The organism is Streptomyces sp. Ag109_O5-10 (assembly GCF_900105755.1).
Taxonomy (GTDB): Bacteria; Actinomycetota; Actinomycetes; order Streptomycetales; family Streptomycetaceae; genus Streptomyces.
The window spans coordinates 3,116,795-3,135,356 of record NZ_FNTQ01000001.1 but is presented as its reverse complement, the minus strand read 5'-3'; the positions used below and the strand labels follow the sequence as shown (position 1 = coordinate 3,135,356).

Here is an 18,562-nt window from a genome sequence, read left to right as displayed (position 1 = left end):
TCGCGCGCCCGGCGCAGCCGCCTCAGGTCCTCCAGGGGGGTCACCCGCCCAGCATGGCATGCGCATCGCACACACGACGCGGATTGTTTTCGGACGTGCGTCTGCCCCTGATTCTCGCGCGATCGGCCCGCGCCTGTTTGCACAAAGGAACGGGCCACATCACGTTCCTTGGCGGTCGTGATCGTCACTGCGTGGTGAACGACGCCAAGGTGACTCCAGCGATGATCCGCACGCGCTGTTCGGAGGGCTGATCGGAGCCGTGTGGGTCGGCGCGGGCTCGACTGGACCGCACTCGGCCAGGTCACCGCGGTGAGCATCGGAGTTACATTCGCTGTGGTGGTCGTCCTCGCCTTCGGCGTCCTCGGGCTCGCCCGCTATGAGGGAGCCGACGACCAGGGCGGCACCGGCGCCGTCGGCGTCGCCCGGGCAGGGCTGTGCCTCCTCGCCTGCGTGGCGGTGGTGGCGTACGGCATCCACCTGATCGTGCCGCGGTTCCACTGAGGCACACCGAGCCGCTGAGGAGGACTGGATGACGACGCCGGACCTGCTGTCCGACCTGGCCGACCTGGCCCATCTGAAGGTCGACTACAGCGACCCCGACGACCCCGTGCTCATCCGCCCGGACGGATCCCCCATCGAGACCTGGCGGGAGAACTACCCGTACCCGCAGCGCATGGAGCGCAAGGAGTACGAGTGGCACAAGCGGCTCCAGCAGATCGAGCTGCTGAAGCTGCAGACCTGGGTCAAGGAGACGGGACGCCGGATAGTCATCGTCTTCGAGGGCCGGGACGCGGCCGGCAAGGGCGGCACCATCAAGCGCTTCACGGAGCACCTGAACCCCCGTGGCGCGCGTGTGGTGGCCCTGGAGAAGCCCACCGAGCGCGAGAGCGGGCAGTGGTACTTCCAGCGGTACGTCGAACATCTGCCGACCGCCGGTGAGATCGTGATGTTCGACCGCTCCTGGTACAACCGGGCCGGCGTCGAGCGGGTCATGGGCTTCTGCTCGGACGACCAGTACCGGCGCTTCATGCGCCAGGCCCCGCTCTTCGAGCGGATGCTGGTGGACGACGGGGTGGACCTGGTGAAGTTCTGGTTCTCGGTCTCGCGGGGCGAGCAGCGGACCCGGTTCACCATCCGCCAGGTCGACCCGGTACGGCAGTGGAAGCTGAGCCCGATGGACCTGGCCTCGCTGGACCGCTGGGACGACTACACGGCCGCGAAGGTCGCGATGTTCCGCGAGACGGACACCGAGTACGCGCCCTGGACCGTGGTGAAGAGCAACGACAAGAAGCGGGCCCGGGTCGAGGCCATGCGCAGCGTGCTCGCCCGCTTCGACTACGCCGACAAGGACGAGGAGGTCGTCGGCAGCCCGGACCCGCGGATCGTGGGTGCGGCGGCCGGCCTGCTGGAGGCGGGCGAGGACGACCACGGCGGGCAGTAGCACCCGCCGCCCGACAGGCGCCCGCCGGGCATCCGGCAGGCCCTTTCTCGTGCCCCCCGCCCGAGGCGGACCTGGTGATCGGGATTGCGTTCGCGAACGACCGCACAGGGCGCCGTGCCGCGGGCCGGGGGGACCGGATGGACACGGTTCCGCCCGGTGGCCGATGATCCCTTGCATGATCCGCGCCGCCACCGAGAACGACGTCCCCGAGATCCGCGCCATGATCCGCGAACTCGCCGCCTACGAACGGGCCGAGGAGCAGGCCCGGGCCACCGAGGAGCAGCTCCGCGCGGCCCTGTTCGGACCCCACCCGGCGGCCGGCGCGCTGGTCGCCGAGGACGAGGCCACGGGCGAACTCGCTGGCTACGCCCTGTGGTTCCCCACCTTCTCGACCTGGACCGGAACCCGGGGCATGCACCTGGAGGACCTCTACGTACGCCCGCACGCCCGTGGCGGCGGCCACGGCCGGGCCCTGCTCGCCGCCCTGGCCGCGTTCTGCCTGCGCAGCGGCTTCGAGCGCTTCGAGTGGTGGGTGCTGGCCTGGAACGAACCGGCGATCGGCCTCTACCGGTCGCTCGGCGCGGAGTTCCTGGACGAGTGGCGCATCTGCCGCCTGACCGGCGATCCGCTCAAGGAACTGGCCGCCGCCTCATAGACCGCCGTCCGCGAGGAAGAGGACCGCACCCGGAAACAGACCGCACCCGACCCCCCGGAACACCGCGAACGGCGGTCCGTCGGGCCGGGTGCGGTCCGTTGATCGATGACGTGCGGGGATCTTGCCTGCGGGGCGCTGAACTGTGTGCGGACCGCTGGCTGCTGAGCCAGTTGATCGGCACCGTCCCACTGGCCCGCGGGGCTGTGGTGCCGGCCATGAGCGGGAGCGTTCCCAGTGACTGGTGCCGTCTTCGTCAGACCGATCTCGGTTGCCGCGCATGAGTGGCGAAGGGCACGCCGGCGGCTACTGATCGGGCCGCGGCCGGCACCGCTACTGCCAGCCGCCGAGGGAGACCTCCGGGCCTCCTGCGAGGTACCGGCGGAGGGCGCTTGAGGTGGTGTCCACGAAGTTCTCAGGGATCGTGTCGGCGTCGACCCACCGGACCTGGGCGTGTTTGCGGGGTTCGCGGTTCTCGGGTTCGCCGGTCCATTCGTGGGCGGCGAAGACGACGGTGAGGAAGCCGTTGGGGGCTTCGACGCCCGAGGCGCCGTGGATGATGTGAGCGAGTTTCAGGGACTCCTGCCTCACGGTCAGGCCGGTCTCCTCGTACAGCTCGCGCACGGCCGTTTCCGTGATCGGCTCACCGGGTTCGCTCTTGCCGACGGGGAGGTCCCACATGCCCTGGGCGAACTTGGCGTTCTGGCTGCGGCGGAGGAGGACGACGCGGTTGGTGGCCTTGTCGTGGACGATGACGGCGGCGACCAGCAGGGTCATGGATTCGAGGGCGGGCGGCAGGGCTTCGGCCTGGTCGTCGGTTGTCCGCTGAGCCACGGCTTGTGTCCCTTCGTCGGACGGACGGTGACTGTGCCCGCAGGGTGCTCCAGGCGGCGGAGAACGAGGCGGCCGAGCGCGAGGGCCGCACATCCGTCGAACTGCAGCACATGGTGACCCACGACCTGTGCCACTCCCACGCCTCCGCCCTCATCGCCGGCGGAGCGAGCGCAGAGCAGGTCCAGCTGGTCCTCGGCCCCGCGTCCGCCGTCGTCACGCTGCGGAGCTACGCGCACCTGTGGCCGGGCGAAGAAGACCGCACCCGGTCCGTCATGGACGCCGTGCTCGGCGGCCTGCGGACCGGGTGCGGACAGGTAGGCGATGTGACCCGCGTAATCGCAGGTCAGACGGCCTAGCCAAAGATCAGGCCTTCTTGGTCTCCCAGAAGATCTTGTCGATCTCGGCGATGAGCTCCAGGGCCTTCTCGCCGGTCTTCGGGTCCGTGGACGCCTTGGCGGCGGACAGGGCCTTCAGGGTGTCGTTGACCAGCTGGTGCAGCTGGGGGTACTTCTCGAAGTGCGGGGGCTTGAAGTAGTCGCTCCAGAGCACCGAGACGTGGTGCTTCGCGAGCTCGGCACGCTGCTCCTTGATGACGGTGGCGCGCGCCTGGAAGTGCGGGTCGTCGTTGGCGGCCATCTTCTCCTGCACGGCCTTCACCGACTCCGCCTCGATGCGGGCCTGGGCCGGGTCGTACACACCGCAGGGCAGGTCGCAGTGCGCGCTGACCTTGACCTTGGGGGCAAACAGGCGGGAAAGCATGGAGCATTCCTTCCTCGTGATCGTCTTCTCAGGTGGGACATTACTCCCTGGGAAGCCTGATTTCGCGAGTGCCCCCATGGGCTTAGGACAAAAGTCCAGGGTCAGACTGAGACTGGTGGAGGAACGGACCGGGGAGGTGCCGGGGATGCCGGAGCTGTCGCAGGAGACCGAGCGGGGGAGGGGCGCCGCGCTCTTCGGACTGGCCGAGGTGACAGGCCCGTCCATGGTGCCCACGCTCTACCAGGGGGATCAGCTCCTGGTGTGGTACGGGGCCCGAGTGCGGGCCGGAGACGTCGTGGTCCTGCGTCATCCGTTCCAGCAGGACCTGCTGGTCGTCAAGCGGGCCGCGGAGCCGCGCGAGGGCGGCTGGTGGGTGCTCGGGGACAACGCGTACGCGGGCGGGGACAGCACGGACTACGGGACCGTGCCGGAGGAGCTGATCCTCGGCCGGGCCCTGTTCCGCTGGCGGCCGCGCAAGGCGGGTCAGCGTTCGCCGCTGGCGCTCGTGCGCTGGGCCGTCTCGGCCGCCAGGCCGGTGCTGCCCGACCGCACCGGCCGGTCGGGGCGCTCCGCCTCCAGGCGTTTGCGGGCGCGGTAGGCGGCCACGTTGGCGCGGGTCGCGCAGCGGTCCGAGCAGTAGCGCCGGGAGCGGTTGGTCGAGGTGTCGAGGTAGGCGTTGCGGCACGGCACGGCCTCGCACAGGCCGAGCCGGTCGACGCCGTACTCGGTGAGGTGGAAGGCCAGGCCCATCGCCGCGATCGCGGTGTAGCCGGCGGTGGCGTTGGAGGGGTGGTCGGCCAGGTGCATGTGCCACAGCGGGCGGCCGTCCTCGTCCCGGAAGTCGTGCCCGGAGATCTGCGGGCTGACCGGGAACTCCAGCAGGAGCGAGTTCAGCAGGTCCACCGCGAGGGTCTCCTCGCCCTTGTCGGCCGCCTCGAAGACCGCGCGCAGCCGGGCCCGGACCGAGCGGAACCGGGTGAGGTCGGCCTCGGTGGCGCGCCGGGCCGCCTGCTGGTTGCCGCCGAACAGGTCGCGGACGGCCTCGACCGAGGTCAGGGAGTCCTTGCCCCGGGCCGGTTCCTCGCTGTTGACGAGCCGGACGGCGTAATCCGAGTAATAGGCCAGTTCCACTTGTAGTCCTTACGCGGGCACTCTAGGGTCGGTCGTGCGGTCGGGTAACAGCCGGTCGTGCATCCAGGGTATTACGGGACTTGTGCGGTGGAGGGTTGCCATGACGGACGCGCCGACGACCACGACCGAGGCCGACTGGGGTGCCTGGCAGGAGAGCTGGGACCGGCAGCAGGAGTGGTACATGCCGGACCGCGAGGAGCGGTTCCGGATCATGCTCGACATGGTGGAGGCGCTGGTCGGTACGGCGCCCCGGGTCCTCGACCTCGCGTGCGGCACCGGCAGCATCACCGCCCGGCTGCTCGCCCGCTTCCCGGACGCGGTCAGCACCGGGGTCGACCTCGACCCGGCCCTCCTCGCCATCGCCGAGGGGACATTCGCGGGCGACGACCGGGTCACGCTCGTCACCGCCGACCTCAAGGACCCGGAGTGGACCGCGCGGCTGCCGTACGACTCGTACGACGCCGTCCTGACCGCCACGGCCCTGCACTGGCTGCACAGCGAACCCCTCGCGGCCCTCTACGGTCAGGTCGCGGAGCTCGTCCGCGACGGCGGTGTCTTCATGAACGCGGACCACATGATCGACGACAGCACGCCCCGGATCAACGCCGCGGAACGGGCGCGGCGGCACCGGGGTATGGATCAGGCCAAGGCGGCGGGGGCGCTGGACTGGGCCGACTGGTGGCAGCTGGCGGCGCAGGACCCGGTGCTCGCCGGACCCACCGCCCGGCGGTTCGAGATCTACGGGGAGCACGCGGAGGGCGACATGCCCTCGCCCGCCTGGCACGCGCGCGTGCTGCGCGAGAAGGGGTTCGGCGAGGCGCGGGCGGTCTGGTGCTCGCCGTCGGACACGCTGCTGCTCGCCCTCAAGTAGCCCCGGGCAGACGGAACGAAGGGGCGGTACGAGCAATCTCGTACCGCCCCTTTCGTGTCGTACCGCTACAGCACCTTCGACAGGAACGACTTCGTCCGGTCGTGCTGGGGGTTGGTCAGGACGTCGCGCGGGTGGCCGGACTCGACCACCACGCCGTCGTCCATGAAGACCAGGCTGTCGCCGACCTCGCGGGCGAAGCCCATCTCGTGCGTGACGACGATCATCGTCATGCCGTCCTCGGCCAGGTCCCGCATCACGTCCAGGACCTCGCCGACCAGCTCCGGGTCGAGCGCGGAGGTCGGCTCGTCGAACAGCATCAGCTTCGGCTGCATGGCGAGCGCGCGGGCGATCGCGACGCGCTGCTGCTGGCCGCCGGAGAGCTGCGCCGGGTAGTGCCCGGTACGGTCGCCGAGGCCGACCCGGTCGAGGAGACGCTCTGCCCGCTCCCGGGCCGACGCCTTCGACTCGCGCTTGACCTGGACCGGCGCCTCCATCACGTTCTCCAGCGCCGTCATGTGCGGGAAGAGGTTGAAGCGCTGGAACACCATGCCGATGTCCCGTCGCTGCGCCGCGACCTCCTTCTCCTTCAGCTCGTAGAGCTTGTCGCCGTGCTGGCGGTAGCCGACCAGCCTGCCGTCGACGTACAGCCGCCCGGCACTGATCTTCTCGAGGTGGTTGATGCACCGCAGGAACGTGGACTTGCCGGAACCGGACGGGCCGATCAGGCAGAACACCTCGCGCGGCAGCACCTCCAGGTCGATGCCCTTGAGGATGTGCGACAGCCCGAACGACTTGTGCACGCCCTCGGCCTTGACCATCGGGGCGCCGCTGTTCGGCGGGGTGATGTCCTTGACGAGAGAGCTCATCGGGCCACCTCCGGGCGACGGAACGAACCCCACTGGGCCAGATTCTTCCGCAGCCGCTGCAGCGGGGTGGGCGGGAGGTTGCGCGAGGAGCCGCGGGCGTAACGGCGTTCGATGTAGTACTGGACGATGCTGAAGATCGTGGTCAGGAACAGGTACCAGATGCAGGCGACGAAGTACATCTCGACGACCGCCAGCGAGGTGCTGGAGATGTCCGTGGCCTTCTTGATCAGCTCGGGGAGCTGGACCGCGTAGGCCAGCGACGAGGTCTTCAGCATGTTGATGAACTCGTTGCCGGTCGGCGGGATGATGACGCGCATGGCCTGCGGGAGGATCACCCGGCGCAGCGTCTGGCCCTGGGTCATGCCCAGCGCGTGCGAGGCCTCGGTCTGGCCCTCGTCGACCGACTGGATGCCGGCGCGGACGATCTCCGACATGTACGCGGCCTCGTTCAGGCCGAGGCCCAGCAGCGCGGTGAGGACGGGCGTCATCACCTGGTTCATCTCGTCCTTGTAGAACCCCAGGTTGAGGATGGGGAAGACGAGGGCGATGTTGTACCAGAGCAGCAGCTGCACCAGGACCGGGGTGCCGCGGAAGAACCAGATGTAGAACCAGGACACCGTGCTGGTGACCGGGTTCGACGACAGCCGCATCACGGCGAGGATCACGCCGAGCGCGACGCCGAGCACCATGGCCAGCACCGAGATGTAGAGCGTGGTCCAGGCACCGGAGACGATGCCCTGGTCGAAGAGGTAGTCGGGGATGACGCTGTAGTTGATCTTCGCGTTGGAGAAGGCGATCCCGATCAGCACCAGGAGCGCGACGACCACCACGCCGGACACCCAACGCCCGTAGTGGCGCACCGGGATGGCCTTGATCTGCTCCGGCGGCACGGACGCCGCCGGAGTCTTGTCGACCGTGTCAGTCACAGTGACGGCCCTTCAGTCGTGCCCGGGCGTTTCAGGAGCCGCCGTTGATCTTGGCCTCGGTCACCGCGCCCTGCGTGACGTTCCACTTCTCCAGGATCTTCTGGTAATCGCCGCTCTTGATGATGGCGGCCATCGCGGCCTGGAGCGCGTCGCGCAGCTGGGTGTTCTGCTTGCTGACCGCTATGCCGTACGGGCCGGCCTCGATCTGCTCGCCCACGACCTCGAAGTCCTTGCCGCCGCCCGACGTCTTGGCGTTGTACGCGGCCACCGGGAAGTCGTTCAGGTCGGCCACGGAGGCGCCCTGCTTCAGCCGGAGCAGCGCCTCGGGGTCGGTGTCGAAGGTCTGGAGGTCGATGGCCTTGTTGCCGTCCTTCTTGCACTTCTCGCTCTGTGCCTTGGCGATGCCCTCGGACGTGGTGCCCTTCTGCAGGGCCACGACCTTGCCGCACAGGTCGTCCAGGGACTTGATGCCCTTCGGGTTGCCCTTCTGGACCAGGATCGAGGTGCCGGCGGTGAAGTAGTCGACGAAGTCGACGCCGCTGCCGACCTTCTTGCCGGTGTCGGAGTCGATGCCGTTCTGGCGGTCCTTGGTGTCGTTCATCGCCGACATGATCACGTTGAAGCGGTTGGCCTGCAGGCCCACGATCAGGTTGTCGAACTTGCCGTTCTGGAACTCGAACTTCACGCCCAGCTGCTTGCCCAGCGCGTCCGCGATGTCCGGGTCGACACCGACGGCCTTGCCGTTCTCCATGTACTCGACCGGCGGGTAGGCGATGTCCGAGCCCACCTTGATCACGCCGGCCTTGCGGATGTCGGCCGGCAGCTTGCTCGCCAGCGGGGCCGAGGCCGTCGAGGAGGAGCCGCCGTCGCCGCCCTTGTCCGTCTGGTCACCGCAGCCGGTGAGGATCAGGGCGCCTGCGACCGCGATCGCACCGAACGCGGCAATCTGGGAGCGCGAGGCGGTGGTACGACGGGTGGAGCCTGCGGTCATGGTGGGTTCCTCCGGCAGTGGGTAGGACAAGCCGATATACCGATATGCCTGATATGTCGATATGCCGATGGGTCGACGGAAACACACACCTTCGGGTGTCGCGACCTCGTGGGTTTACGGCATCCTGCCATTGGGATTGCTCCAAGCAGACGTGTCACCATGTCAAAATCGGATAACGGGTGACCCCCGTGACGCGTCAGGCCGGTCCTTCCCCGACCCGCCACCCCGCGCATCTGCGGGGATCCGACCTTCTGGCCGGAAGATCTTCGGTTCACCACCGGTTCACCCCGTGCTGCGCAGCGTGATCTTCTGCCGGTCACCGGGCCGCTCATCTGTCGGCCCTCTACGACATCCGTGATGTGACCTTGCGCCTATTCGACTCGTCGTGAGCGCTGTCCGTCCGGTAAGAAGGTTCTTTACACCCCTCATCCGGGGCTCAGGGCGCGTGTGCGGCGCGCCCGTCGCGCAGGTGCTCGTACGTGCCACTCGTACGTATCAGTGATCGGGCCCTGCGCGGTGCCCGCCCGTTCCCTCACCGGGAGCGGCCGACCCTCAAAACCATGCATACCTAAGGGGTAAGACAAGTGGCAGCGGAGATCGTCAATCCTCGCAGCGACAGCGCGTCGGGCAGTGCGGACCAGGACGGCGGGGCCGAGCCCCTCGATTCCTTCGATCCGGCGTTCGCGCTGCACCGCGGCGGCAAGATGGCCGTGCAGGCCACCGTGCCGCTCCGTGACAAGGACGACCTTTCCCTCGCGTACACGCCCGGAGTCGCGCGCGTGTGCACCGCGATCGCGGAACAGCCCGAGCTGGTCAACGACTACACGTGGAAGTCGTCCGTCGTCGCCGTCGTCACCGACGGCACGGCCGTGCTCGGCCTCGGGGACATCGGTCCCGAGGCCTCCCTCCCCGTGATGGAGGGCAAGGCGATCCTCTTCAAGCAGTTCGGCGGCGTGGACGCGGTCCCCATCGCCCTGGCCTGCACCGACGTCGACGAGATCGTGGAGACCGTCGTCCGGCTGGCTCCCTCCTTCGGCGGGATCAACCTGGAGGACATCTCGGCGCCGCGGTGCTTCGAGATCGAGCGCAAGCTCCAGGAGCGGGTCGACATCCCGGTCTTCCACGACGACCAGCACGGCACCGCCGTCGTCACCCTGGCGGCCCTGCGGAACGCCGCGCGGCTCAGCCGGCGGGAGATCGGACAGCTCCGGGCGGTCATCTCCGGCGCCGGCGCGGCCGGGGTCGCCATCGCGAAGATGCTGGTCGAGGCCGGTATCGGGGACGTCGCCCTCGCCGACCGCAAGGGCATCATCTCGGCCGACCGCGACGACCTCACCACCGTCAAGCGCGAGGTCGCCGGCTTCACCAACAAGGCCGGGCTCAAGGGCACCCTGGAGGACGCGCTGGCCGGCGCCGACGTCTTCATCGGCGTCTCCGGCGGTACGGTCCCGGAGGAGGCCGTCGCCTCGATGGCCGACGGCGCGTTCGTGTTCGCCATGGCCAACCCGAACCCCGAGGTGCACCCCGACGTCGCCCACAAGTACGCGGCGGTCGTGGCGACCGGACGGTCGGACTTCCCGAACCAGATCAACAACGTGCTGGCTTTCCCCGGCATCTTCGCGGGCGCGCTGCAGGTGCGGGCCTCCCGGATCACCGAGGGGATGAAGATCGCGGCGGCGGAGGCGCTGGCGGCGGTCGTCGGCGACGATCTCGCCGCCGACTACGTCATTCCGTCGCCCTTCGACGAGCGGGTCGCTCCCGCGGTGACCGCGGCGGTGGCCGCGGCGGCGCGCGCGGAGGGAGTTGCTCGCCGCTGACCCCGAGTGGCCTCGCCCTGTTGGGGCGAGGCCATTCTTTGCCCCCGGCCCACCCGATCGGGTGCTACGAGGTGACCCTCGTGCTGGGGGCTGCCGAACCCCATAGCCCCGCGATCGGGGTAGGGGGGCGGCCGACGGCGGGTGCCGGTCGGTGGGTCTTCTCGCGCAGTTCCCCGTGCCCTACGGGGGCGCAAGAGGGTATGTGTCACAGCGGCCCCCGGTTTCGCCCGCGGCCCCGGGAACCTATCGTCGGCCCTATGTTCGCCGTCTACGCCGCCCGAATCGACCGCGACCAGCCGCTCTCCGGCCTTGAGTTGGGGGAGCGCCCCGCCCCCGTGGCCCGGCCCGGCTGGAGCACCGTCGACGTTCGGGCCGCCTCCCTCAACCATCACGATCTCTGGTCCCTGCGCGGCGTCGGTCTCCCCGAGGACCGGCTGCCGATGATCCTCGGCTGTGACGCCGCCGGCGTCGACGAGGACGGCAACGAGGTCGTCCTGCACTCCGTGATCGGGCAGAGCGGCCACGGGGTCGGGCCCCACGAGCCCCGGTCCATCCTCACCGAGCGCTACCAGGGCACCTTCGCCGAGCAGGTCGCCGTGCCCACCTGGAACATCCTGCCCAAGCCCAGGGAACTGTCGTTCGCCGAGGCCGCCTGCCTGCCGACCGCCTGGCTGACGGCCTATCGGATGCTCTTCACCAACGCGGGCGTACGGCCCGGCGACTCGGTCCTCGTGCAGGGCGCGGGCGGCGGTGTCGCCACGGCCGCGATCGTGCTCGGCAAGGCCGCCGGACTGCGGGTCTTCGCCACCAGCCGCGACGAGGCCAAGCGGAAGCGGGCCCTGGAACTCGGTGCCGTCGAGGCGGTGGAGCCGGGAGCCCGGCTGCCGCAGCGCGTGGACGCCGTCATCGAGACCGTCGGCGCCGCCACCTGGTCCCATTCCGTGAAGTCGCTGCGCCCCGGTGGCACCATCGTCATCTCCGGTGCCACCAGCGGCGACCGTCCCTCGCACGCCGAGCTGACCCGCATCTTCTTCCTGGAGCTGAAGGTCGTGGGCTCGACCATGGGCACCAAGGACGAGCTGGAGGATCTGCTCGCCTTCTGCGCCGCCACCGGGGTACGTCCCGTCATCGACGAACTGCTCCCGCTCGACCGTGCCCGCGAGGGATTCGAACGGCTGGAGTCGGGCGACCAGTTCGGGAAGATCGTGCTGACCAATTCCTGAGGGGCTCAGCGCGTACGGTCTGTCCTCAGGGTTTCGGGGTGCGCAGCAGCGCTCCTATGTGGGCCGCCGCCGTCGAGAGGTGGCGGCGGGCCTCGCGGAGCTGGTCCGTGGTGACGCCGTGGTCGCGGGCCGCGTCGCGGATGTCGTCGCGGAAGCGGTCCAGGAGCCGGTCGAGGTCACGGGCCGCGTCGCCGCTGCCGGTCTCGTCGTCGTGCGCCCACGCGGGCACGTACTGCGCCGGGAAGTCCTCCGGAGTCTGTGCATACTCCGGGCCCGGCGCGGACGACGGTGCCGGCTTGCGCAGGTTCGGGCCGGTGCCGGGATCCGGGTCGGTGCGGCCGCCGAAGTTCCTGCCGAACTCCTTGCCGAAGTCGCCGAACTCCTTGGCGAGTTCGGTGATGCCCTCGCGGACGCCGGTCGGCCAGTCGCCGCGCGCGAAGTGGTCCTGGACGTGCTCCTGCACCCGGCGGGCGATGCGCTGCATCTCCTCCTGGGCCTGGGCACGCGCCCGGGCCTGGGCCTCCTGGGCCTGCCGACGGGCCCGCTGGGCCTCGTCACGGGCGCGGCGGCTCTCGTCCTTGGCGCGGCGAGCCTGCTCCTTCCACTCCTGCTTGACCCGGCGCATCTCCTCCTTGGCGGCCCGCCACGACTCCTTGTCGCCGAGGTCGCCGAGGTCGCCGAGGTCGCCGGGGTCGCCGGGGTCGCCGTGCTCCCCGGCCCCCGTGCCCGCGCCGTGCCGGGCCTCGGAGGCGGCCGCGCGCACCTCGCGGCGCAGGTCACCGGCGGCTCCGCGCACATCCGCCCTTATCTCGGCGGCCAGTTCGGCCACCGACTCCCGGATCTCCAGCTCCAGATCGGCCAGCTCGCCACTGCGGTCCGCCAGTTCGGCGCGGCCGACGTCCGTGATGGCGTAGACCTTGCGGCCGCCCTCGGTGGTGTGCGTGACCAGCCCCTCGGCCTCCAGCTTGGCGAGACGGGGGTAGACGGTGCCCGCCGACGGGGCGTAGAGGCCCTGGAAGCGCTCTTCCAGCAGCCGGATCACCTCGTAGCCGTGGCGCGGGGCCTCGTCCAGCAGCTTGAGGAGGTAGAGGCGGAGACGGCCGTGGGCGAAGACGGGAGGCATGTCAGAGCACCTTCTTGTCGGTCGGGTCGCCGGTCGGGTCGCCGGTCGGGCCCTGGGGCGTGCCGTCGGCCGGGGCGGCGGCCGGTTCTGCCGGGCCCGTGGGTGGCTCGGCCGCCCAGGCCGTCCGCTCGTCGTCGTCCTCCTTGGGCGGGCGGCGCAGCAGGGCGATGGAGCCGGAGACCGTGGTGGCGCGGAGCTTGCCGGTACCGGCGCCGAGGCGCCCGGTGATCTTGTGGGCGCCCCACTGTCCGTGCACGCGCAGTCCGTCGAAGGCGTTGGAGATCGTGCCGCTCGCGGTGTTGGCCTCGACCTCGGCGTCGGCCGGGTGCGGCAGCCGGATGGCGATCTCGCCGGAGACGCTGGTCAGCCGGACGTCGGTCGGGCCGTCCGGGTCCAGGTCGACGATCATGGAGCCGCTGACCGAGTCGGCGCGCACGGCGGGGCCCGAGCCCTCGACGACGGTCAGGTCGCCGGAGACGGAGTTGAACCGCAGGTTGCCGGTGACGGCCTGGGCCTCCAGGTTCCCGGAGACCGTGTCCGCGCGGACCTCGCCGGAGAGGCCGACCAGGGTGGTGTCGCCGGTGACGCCCTTGACCACCGAGGTGCCGGTGATCCCGGAGACGACGGCGGCCGCGCCCACCACGCCCACCTCCACGCGGGTGTCCGCCGGGACGGCGAGGGAGACCACCGCGCTGCGCCGCCAGCCCTTGCGGTCGAGCCACTTGAGGAAGCCCTTCCAGGGCAGGTCCTCGTAGGCCACGGTGAGGGTGCCGCCCTCGTGTGTGACGACCAGGGGCGGTCCCTCGATCTGGGAGACCTCCAGTCGGGTGGAGCCCTCGTCGGTGCCCACGACGTTGACTGTTCCGTTGACGATGCGGACGTGCAGGTCGCTGACGGGGGTGTCGAAGTCGAGCTTCTCGGGCTCGGCGACGGACCACTCGGACTTGGGCATGGTGCGGACCTCCTCGGGCCGGACGCGAACGCGATCGCACGGCTCGCGCCATATCGCGTCTTCCATGAAACACGATATATCGCGGACGCGGGAAGTCAAGACACCCGCGGGTGTGGCCGGTTGGGTGCGATGTTGACGTCGATGTCCGTCGATGCCCGTCGATGCCCATCGACGGGCATCGACGGACATCGAGAGGCGACGACGGGGGTTGAGGGGAGTGGCATATCGGGCGGCAAGCGGATGAATTGCTTACCGTGTGAGCATGTCGACGGATGAGTCCAGGGCCATCTCCCGGCCGCCGGAAGCGCAGAGCGCGGAATGCGTGCCGCGGGCCCACCGGCTGGCCCTGGCCGAGGTGGCGGTGGGGCTGCCGGCCGCCGCGTGGGGGATGCGGCGGCGCAGCGTGGGATGGGCGGCCGTGGGAGCGGTGCTGACGGCGCACGGGGTGCTGGAGCTGTCGTACGAGACGGTGTTTCCGCGGGACTGACCGACGGTTTCAGGGCGCGTCGGGTGCGGGCCGGTGGGGGCCGCCCGCGCGGTTCCCCGCGCCCGTCACGGGGCGCTCGCCTACTCCTCGTCCTCGTCGTCCAGCCGGGCCAGCCAGGTGGCCAGGCGCTCCACCGGGACCTCGAAGTCGGGGTTCAGGTCGACGAAGGTGCGGAGCTGTTCCGCGAGCCACTCGAAGGTGACCTCTTCCTCGCCGCGCCGCTTCTCCAGTTCCTCGATGCCCCGGTCGGTGAAGTACATGGGTTGCTCTCCTGCTGCCTGCCTGTGTGGGTGCCCGGTGTGGGCGTCTACCAGCCTAGGCGGAACGCCGAAGGGCCCGGCCCCCGAGGCGGGAACCGGGCCCTTCGGCGCACTGGTGAGGGCTACGCCTCGAAGACCTCACGCACCAGCTGCTCCTGCTCGGCCTGGTGGCGCTTGGCCGAACCCACCGCCGGGGACGAGGAGTGCGGGCGCGAGATGCGGCGCAGGCGCTCGCCCGCCGGGATGTCCGCGCCGACCGCCAGGTCCAGGTGGTCGATCAGGTTGAGCGCGATGAACGGCCAGGCACCCTGGTTCGCCGGCTCCTCCTGGGCCCACAGGTACTTCTCGGCGTTCGGGTACTTGTTGACCTCGGCCTGGAGCTCCGCACCCGGCAGCGGGTACAGGCGCTCGAGGCGGATGATCGCGGTGTCCGTGACGCCGCGCTTCTGCCGCTCGGCCTCCAGGTCGTAGTAGACCTTGCCGGTGCAGAAGACGACCTTGCGGACCGCGGCCGGGTCGACCGACGCGTCGCCGATGACGGGGCGGAACTGCCCGCTCGTGAACTCCTCCGCCTTCGAGGCCGCCGCCTTGAGGCGCAGCATCGACTTCGGCGTGAAGACGACCAGCGGCTTGTGGTGCGGGTTGTGCACCTGCCACCGCAGGAGGTGGAAGTAGTTCGACGGGAGGGTCGGCATCGCGACCGTCATGTTGTTCTGCGCGCACAGCTGCAGGAAGCGCTCGATGCGGGCCGAGGAGTGGTCCGGGCCCTGGCCCTCGTAGCCGTGCGGGAGGAGGAGGGTGACGCCACTGGTCTGGCCCCACTTCTGCTCGGCCGCCGAGATGTACTCGTCGATGACCGACTGGGCGCCGTTGGTGAAGTCACCGAACTGCGCCTCCCACATCACCAGCGCGTCCGGACGGGCGAGCGAGTAGCCGTACTCGAAGCCCATCACCGCGTACTCGGAGAGCAGCGAGTTGTAGACGTTGTAGCGGGCCTGGTCCTCGGACAGGTAGAGGAGCGGGGTGTAGTCCGCGCCCGTCTCCCGGTCGATGAGGACCGCGTGGCGCTGGCCGAAGGTGCCGCGCTGGGAGTCCTGGCCGGACAGCCGCACCGGGGTGCCCTCCATCAGCAGCGAGCCGATGGCCAGGGTCTCGCCCATGCCCCAGTCGATCGTGCCGTCCTCGATCATCGCCGCCCGGCGCTGCAGCTGGGGCAGCAGACGCGGGTGGACGGTGAAGTAGTCCGGGATGTTGACCTGGGACTCGGCGATGCGCTTGACGACCTCCGTGGAGATCGCGGTCGGCACGGCGACCGGGAAGCCGTCCTGCGGCTCCTGGGAGGGCGCGGCGGCCGGCTGCGCGGTGGCCTCGCGGACCTCCGTGAAGACCTTCTCCAGCTGGCCCTGGTAGTCCTGCAGTGCCTGCTCGGCCTCTTCCAGGGTGATGTCGCCGCGACCGATCAGGGACTCGGTGTAGAGCTTGCGCACCGAGCGCTTCTTGTCGATCAGGTCGTACATCAGCGGCTGGGTGAAGGCCGGGTTGTCCGACTCGTTGTGACCGCGGCGGCGGTAGCAGATGAGGTCGATCACCACGTCCTTGTTGAACGCCTGGCGGAACTCGAAGGCCAGGCGCGCGACGCGCACGACCGCCTCCGGGTCGTCGCCGTTCACGTGGAAGATCGGGGCCTCGATCATGCGGGCCACGTCGGTGGCGTACATCGAGGAGCGCGAGGACTCCGGGGCGGCGGTGAAGCCGACCTGGTTGTTGATGACGACGTGGACCGTGCCGCCGGTGCGGTAGCCGCGCAGCTGCGACATGTTCAGGGTCTCGGCCACCACGCCCTGGCCCGCGAAGGCCGCGTCGCCGTGGATCGCCACCGGCAGCACCGTGAAGTCCGTGCCGCCCTTGTTGATGACGTCCTGCTTGGCGCGGGCGATGCCCTCGATGATCGGGTCGACCGTCTCCAGGTGGGACGGGTTGGCGGCCAGCGAGACCTTGATCTGCTCGCCGTCCAGGCCGGTGAAGGTGCCGTTGGCGCCCAGGTGGTACTTCACGTCGCCGGAGCCGTGCATCGACTTCGGGTCGAGGTTGCCCTCGAACTCGCGGAAGATCTGCGCGTACGACTTGCCGACGATGTTGGCGAGCACGTTCAGCCGGCCGCGGTGGGCCATGCCGATGATGATCTCGTCCAGGCGGGACTCGGCGGCCGAGTCCAGCACCGCGTCGAGCAGCGGGATGACGGACTCGCCGCCCTCCAGGGAGAAGCGCTTCTGGCCGACGTACTTCGTCTGCAGGAAGGTCTCGAAGGCCTCCGCGGCGTTCAGGCGGCGCAGGATCCGCAGCTGCTCCTCGCGCTCCATCTTGGAGTGCGGGCGCTCCACGCGGTCCTGGATCCACTTGCGCTGCTTGGGGTCCTGGATGTGCATGAACTCGATGCCGGTGGTGCGGCAGTACGAGTCGCGCAGCACGCCGAGGATGTCGCGCAGCTTCATCATCGACTTGCCGGCGAAGCCGCCGACGGCGAAGTCGCGCTCCAGGTCCCACAGGGTGAGGCCGTGCTCGACGATGTCCAGGTCGGGGTGCTTGCGCTGCTTGTACTCCAGCGGGTCGGTGTCGGCCATGACGTGGCCGCGGACCCGGTAGGAGTGGATGAGCTCGAAGACCCGGGCGGCCTTGGTGACGTCGTCGTCGTGCGAGGCGTCGATGTCCCGGAGCCAGCGGACCGGCTCGTAGGGGATGCGCAGGGCCTCGAAGATGTCGTCGTAGAAGCCGTTCTCGCCGAGGAGCAGGTTGGCGACCTGGCGCAGGAACTCGCCGGAGGCGGCGCCCTGGATGACCCGGTGGTCGTAGGTCGACGTGAGCGTCATGACCTTCGAGATGCCGAGCTTGTTCAGGGTGTCCTGGCTGGTGCCCTGGAACTCCGCCGGGTAGTCCATCGAGCCGACGCCCATGATGACCGACTGGCCGGGCATCAGACGCGGGACCGAGTGGACGGTGCCGAGGCCGCCGGGGTTGGTCAGGGAGACCGTGACGCCGGTGAAGTCGTCCATCGTCAGCTTGTTGTCGCGGGCGCGACGGACGATGTCCTCGTAGGCCTGCCAGAACTCGAAGAAGTTCAGCGTCTCGGCCTTCTTGATGGCCGCGACGACCAGCTGGCGGTCACCGTTGGGCTTGACCAGGTCGATGGCCAGGCCCAGGTTGATGTGGGCCGGCTTGACCAGGGTCGGCTTGCCGTCCTTCTCGCCGAACGAGTGGTTCATCGACGGCATGGCCTTGATGGCCTGGACCATCGCGAAGCCGATCAGGTGCGTGAAGGAGATCTTCCCGCCCCGGGCGCGCTTCAGGTGGTTGTTGATGACGATCCGGTTGTCGAAGAGCAGCTTCACCGGGACCGCGCGGACCGAGGTGGCCGTCGGCAGCTCCAGCGAGGCGTTCATGTTCTTCGCGACGGCCGCGGCGGGACCACGCAGCGTGACCAGTTCGGGGCCCTCCGGGGCCTCCGCGGCGGGCGCCGCGGCCTTGGCGGCGGCCGGCTTCGCGGCGGCCGGCGCGGCTGCGGGCTTCGCGGGCGCCGGGGCGGGCGCCGCGGCCTTCGGGGCGGCAGGCGCGGCCGGGGCGGCCGGAGCGGGCGCCTGGGCGGCGGGAGCGGCCGCGGCGGGCGCAGGAGCCGCCGGCTGGGCCGGCGCGGGTGTCGTGGAGGTGGTGCCCGCGGCCCCCGCGGCCGCGGTACCAGCCGGAGCCGAGGCGGCGGGCGCCCCCGGCTTGTAGTCAGCGAAGAAGTCCCACCAGGCTCGGTCTACCGAATTCGGGTCCTGGAGGTACTGCTGATAGATCTCGTCGACGAGCCACTCGTTCGGTCCGAACGCGGCCGCGGGGTTCTTGCCCGCTTGGTCTGCGTCGGTCGAGATGCTCGAGTTACTGGGGGACTGTGGCGACACGGCGGCAACCGCCCTCTTCCGCTTCACAAGGTTATGGACAGCGGGAATAAAGGCTACGCCTCCAAGACCGCGAAGGTCAGGTCGGGCAGGTTCATCGTCGTGTAAGTCACATCGAAAACTGTGTTTCGGGGCTTGATGTGGCGGGAAACAAGCGTGGTTGCGCTGCAAGGGGACTGAACCGGGCATGGCTCCGCCGGGTCGGCGATCACCTCACGCCGGCACCCCCGTGCGACCTGCGCGGGGACCGCCCCTGATCACACGTGTCCGGCCGCGCGGACGGCCGTGCCGAGC

At 69.9% G+C, this 18,562-nt stretch carries 19 protein-coding genes; 9 read left to right on the top strand and 10 right to left on the bottom strand.

The window, feature by feature from the left end:
• The first annotated feature begins 261 nt into the window (after positions 1-261).
• The 3 genes from BLW82_RS14255 to BLW82_RS14245 all read left to right on the top strand — a co-directional run bounded on the left by BLW82_RS14255 (position 262) and on the right by BLW82_RS14245 (position 2,096).
• Positions 262-501: a hypothetical protein gene (locus BLW82_RS14255; protein WP_093499148.1), complete on the top strand. Its 240-nt coding sequence runs from the start codon at positions 262-264 to the stop codon at positions 499-501.
• 28 nt (positions 502-529) lie between these two features.
• Positions 530-1,441 carry a polyphosphate kinase 2 gene (gene ppk2 / locus BLW82_RS14250; RefSeq protein ID WP_093499147.1) on the top strand — a complete coding sequence of 304 codons (912 nt, stop codon included), beginning with the start codon at positions 530-532 and terminating at the stop codon, positions 1,439-1,441.
• A gap of 175 nt (positions 1,442-1,616) precedes the next feature.
• On the top strand, positions 1,617-2,096 hold the full coding sequence (locus BLW82_RS14245; protein WP_093499146.1) for a GNAT family N-acetyltransferase: 480 nt from the start codon (positions 1,617-1,619) through the stop codon (positions 2,094-2,096).
• 330 nt (positions 2,097-2,426) lie between these two features.
• Here the strand turns inward: BLW82_RS14245 and BLW82_RS14240 are convergent, their stop codons facing one another.
• Positions 2,427-2,927, bottom strand: a complete 501-nt coding sequence (locus tag BLW82_RS14240) for an NUDIX domain-containing protein (RefSeq protein ID WP_177232944.1) — start codon at positions 2,925-2,927, stop codon at positions 2,427-2,429.
• Between the two features lie 5 nt (positions 2,928-2,932).
• Between BLW82_RS14240 and BLW82_RS14235 the strand changes: the two genes are divergently transcribed.
• A complete protein-coding gene (locus tag BLW82_RS14235; protein ID WP_256215797.1) occupies positions 2,933-3,283 on the top strand; it encodes a site-specific integrase in 351 nt (116 codons plus the stop codon).
• 7 nt (positions 3,284-3,290) lie between these two features.
• On the opposite strand, the gene sodN is transcribed toward BLW82_RS14235, so the two are convergent.
• On the bottom strand, positions 3,291-3,686 hold the full coding sequence (gene sodN / locus BLW82_RS14230; RefSeq protein ID WP_020130742.1) for a superoxide dismutase, Ni: 396 nt from the start codon (positions 3,684-3,686) through the stop codon (positions 3,291-3,293).
• Positions 3,687-3,831: 145 nt separating this feature from the next.
• Between sodN and sodX the strand changes: the two genes are divergently transcribed.
• Positions 3,832-4,284, top strand: a complete 453-nt coding sequence (gene sodX, locus BLW82_RS14225; protein ID WP_093508039.1) for a nickel-type superoxide dismutase maturation protease — start codon at positions 3,832-3,834, stop codon at positions 4,282-4,284.
• On the opposite strand, the gene BLW82_RS14220 is transcribed toward sodX, so the two are convergent.
• Positions 4,170-4,817: a CGNR zinc finger domain-containing protein gene (locus tag BLW82_RS14220; RefSeq protein ID WP_143063666.1), complete on the bottom strand. Its 648-nt coding sequence runs from the start codon at positions 4,815-4,817 to the stop codon at positions 4,170-4,172. The genes sodX and BLW82_RS14220 overlap by 115 nt on opposite strands.
• 100 nt (positions 4,818-4,917) lie before the next feature.
• Between BLW82_RS14220 and BLW82_RS14215 the strand changes: the two genes are divergently transcribed.
• The gene (locus tag BLW82_RS14215) at positions 4,918-5,688 is read left to right on the top strand and encodes a class I SAM-dependent methyltransferase (RefSeq protein WP_093499144.1); all 771 of its coding nucleotides are present in this window, start codon (positions 4,918-4,920) and stop codon (positions 5,686-5,688) included.
• Between the two features lie 65 nt (positions 5,689-5,753).
• Here BLW82_RS14215 and BLW82_RS14210 read toward each other — a convergent pair whose 3' ends face one another.
• From BLW82_RS14210 to BLW82_RS14200, 3 genes are read right to left on the bottom strand one after another with little or no spacing between them, the layout of a single operon-like run.
• A complete protein-coding gene (locus BLW82_RS14210; RefSeq protein ID WP_093499143.1) occupies positions 5,754-6,554 on the bottom strand; it encodes an amino acid ABC transporter ATP-binding protein in 801 nt (266 codons plus the stop codon).
• Positions 6,551-7,480 carry an amino acid ABC transporter permease gene (locus BLW82_RS14205; RefSeq protein ID WP_093499142.1) on the bottom strand — a complete coding sequence of 310 codons (930 nt, stop codon included), beginning with the start codon at positions 7,478-7,480 and terminating at the stop codon, positions 6,551-6,553. Before BLW82_RS14205 ends, BLW82_RS14210 begins: the two co-directional genes overlap by 4 nt.
• 31 nt (positions 7,481-7,511) lie before the next feature.
• Positions 7,512-8,471 carry an ABC transporter substrate-binding protein gene (locus tag BLW82_RS14200; protein WP_093499141.1) on the bottom strand — a complete coding sequence of 320 codons (960 nt, stop codon included), beginning with the start codon at positions 8,469-8,471 and terminating at the stop codon, positions 7,512-7,514.
• 584 nt (positions 8,472-9,055) lie between these two features.
• Between BLW82_RS14200 and BLW82_RS14190 the strand changes: the two genes are divergently transcribed.
• Positions 9,056-10,288, top strand: a complete 1,233-nt coding sequence (locus tag BLW82_RS14190; protein ID WP_093499140.1) for an NAD(P)-dependent malic enzyme — start codon at positions 9,056-9,058, stop codon at positions 10,286-10,288.
• Between the two features lie 257 nt (positions 10,289-10,545).
• Positions 10,546-11,511: a zinc-binding dehydrogenase gene (locus BLW82_RS14185; RefSeq protein WP_093499139.1), complete on the top strand. Its 966-nt coding sequence runs from the start codon at positions 10,546-10,548 to the stop codon at positions 11,509-11,511.
• Between the two features lie 25 nt (positions 11,512-11,536).
• On the opposite strand, the gene BLW82_RS14180 is transcribed toward BLW82_RS14185, so the two are convergent.
• The gene (locus tag BLW82_RS14180; RefSeq protein WP_093499138.1) at positions 11,537-12,634 is read right to left on the bottom strand and encodes a PadR family transcriptional regulator; all 1,098 of its coding nucleotides are present in this window, start codon (positions 12,632-12,634) and stop codon (positions 11,537-11,539) included.
• 1 nt (position 12,635) lies between these two features.
• Positions 12,636-13,586, bottom strand: coding sequence for a DUF4097 family beta strand repeat-containing protein (locus BLW82_RS14175; protein ID WP_177232943.1), 951 nt, complete (start codon positions 13,584-13,586; stop codon positions 12,636-12,638).
• Between the two features lie 262 nt (positions 13,587-13,848).
• Between BLW82_RS14175 and BLW82_RS14170 the strand changes: the two genes are divergently transcribed.
• The gene (locus BLW82_RS14170; protein WP_143063665.1) at positions 13,849-14,073 is read left to right on the top strand and encodes a hypothetical protein; all 225 of its coding nucleotides are present in this window, start codon (positions 13,849-13,851) and stop codon (positions 14,071-14,073) included.
• An 80-nt stretch (positions 14,074-14,153) separates the two neighbouring features.
• On the opposite strand, the gene BLW82_RS14165 is transcribed toward BLW82_RS14170, so the two are convergent.
• Both BLW82_RS14165 and BLW82_RS14160 read right to left on the bottom strand, forming a co-directional pair.
• On the bottom strand, positions 14,154-14,333 hold the full coding sequence (locus BLW82_RS14165) for a DUF6104 family protein (RefSeq protein WP_023586593.1): 180 nt from the start codon (positions 14,331-14,333) through the stop codon (positions 14,154-14,156).
• A gap of 122 nt (positions 14,334-14,455) precedes the next feature.
• Entirely contained in the window at positions 14,456-18,271 is a 3,816-nt protein-coding gene (locus BLW82_RS14160; protein ID WP_093499136.1) for a multifunctional oxoglutarate decarboxylase/oxoglutarate dehydrogenase thiamine pyrophosphate-binding subunit/dihydrolipoyllysine-residue succinyltransferase subunit, read from the bottom strand.
• Between the last annotated feature and the right edge of the window lie 291 nt (positions 18,272-18,562).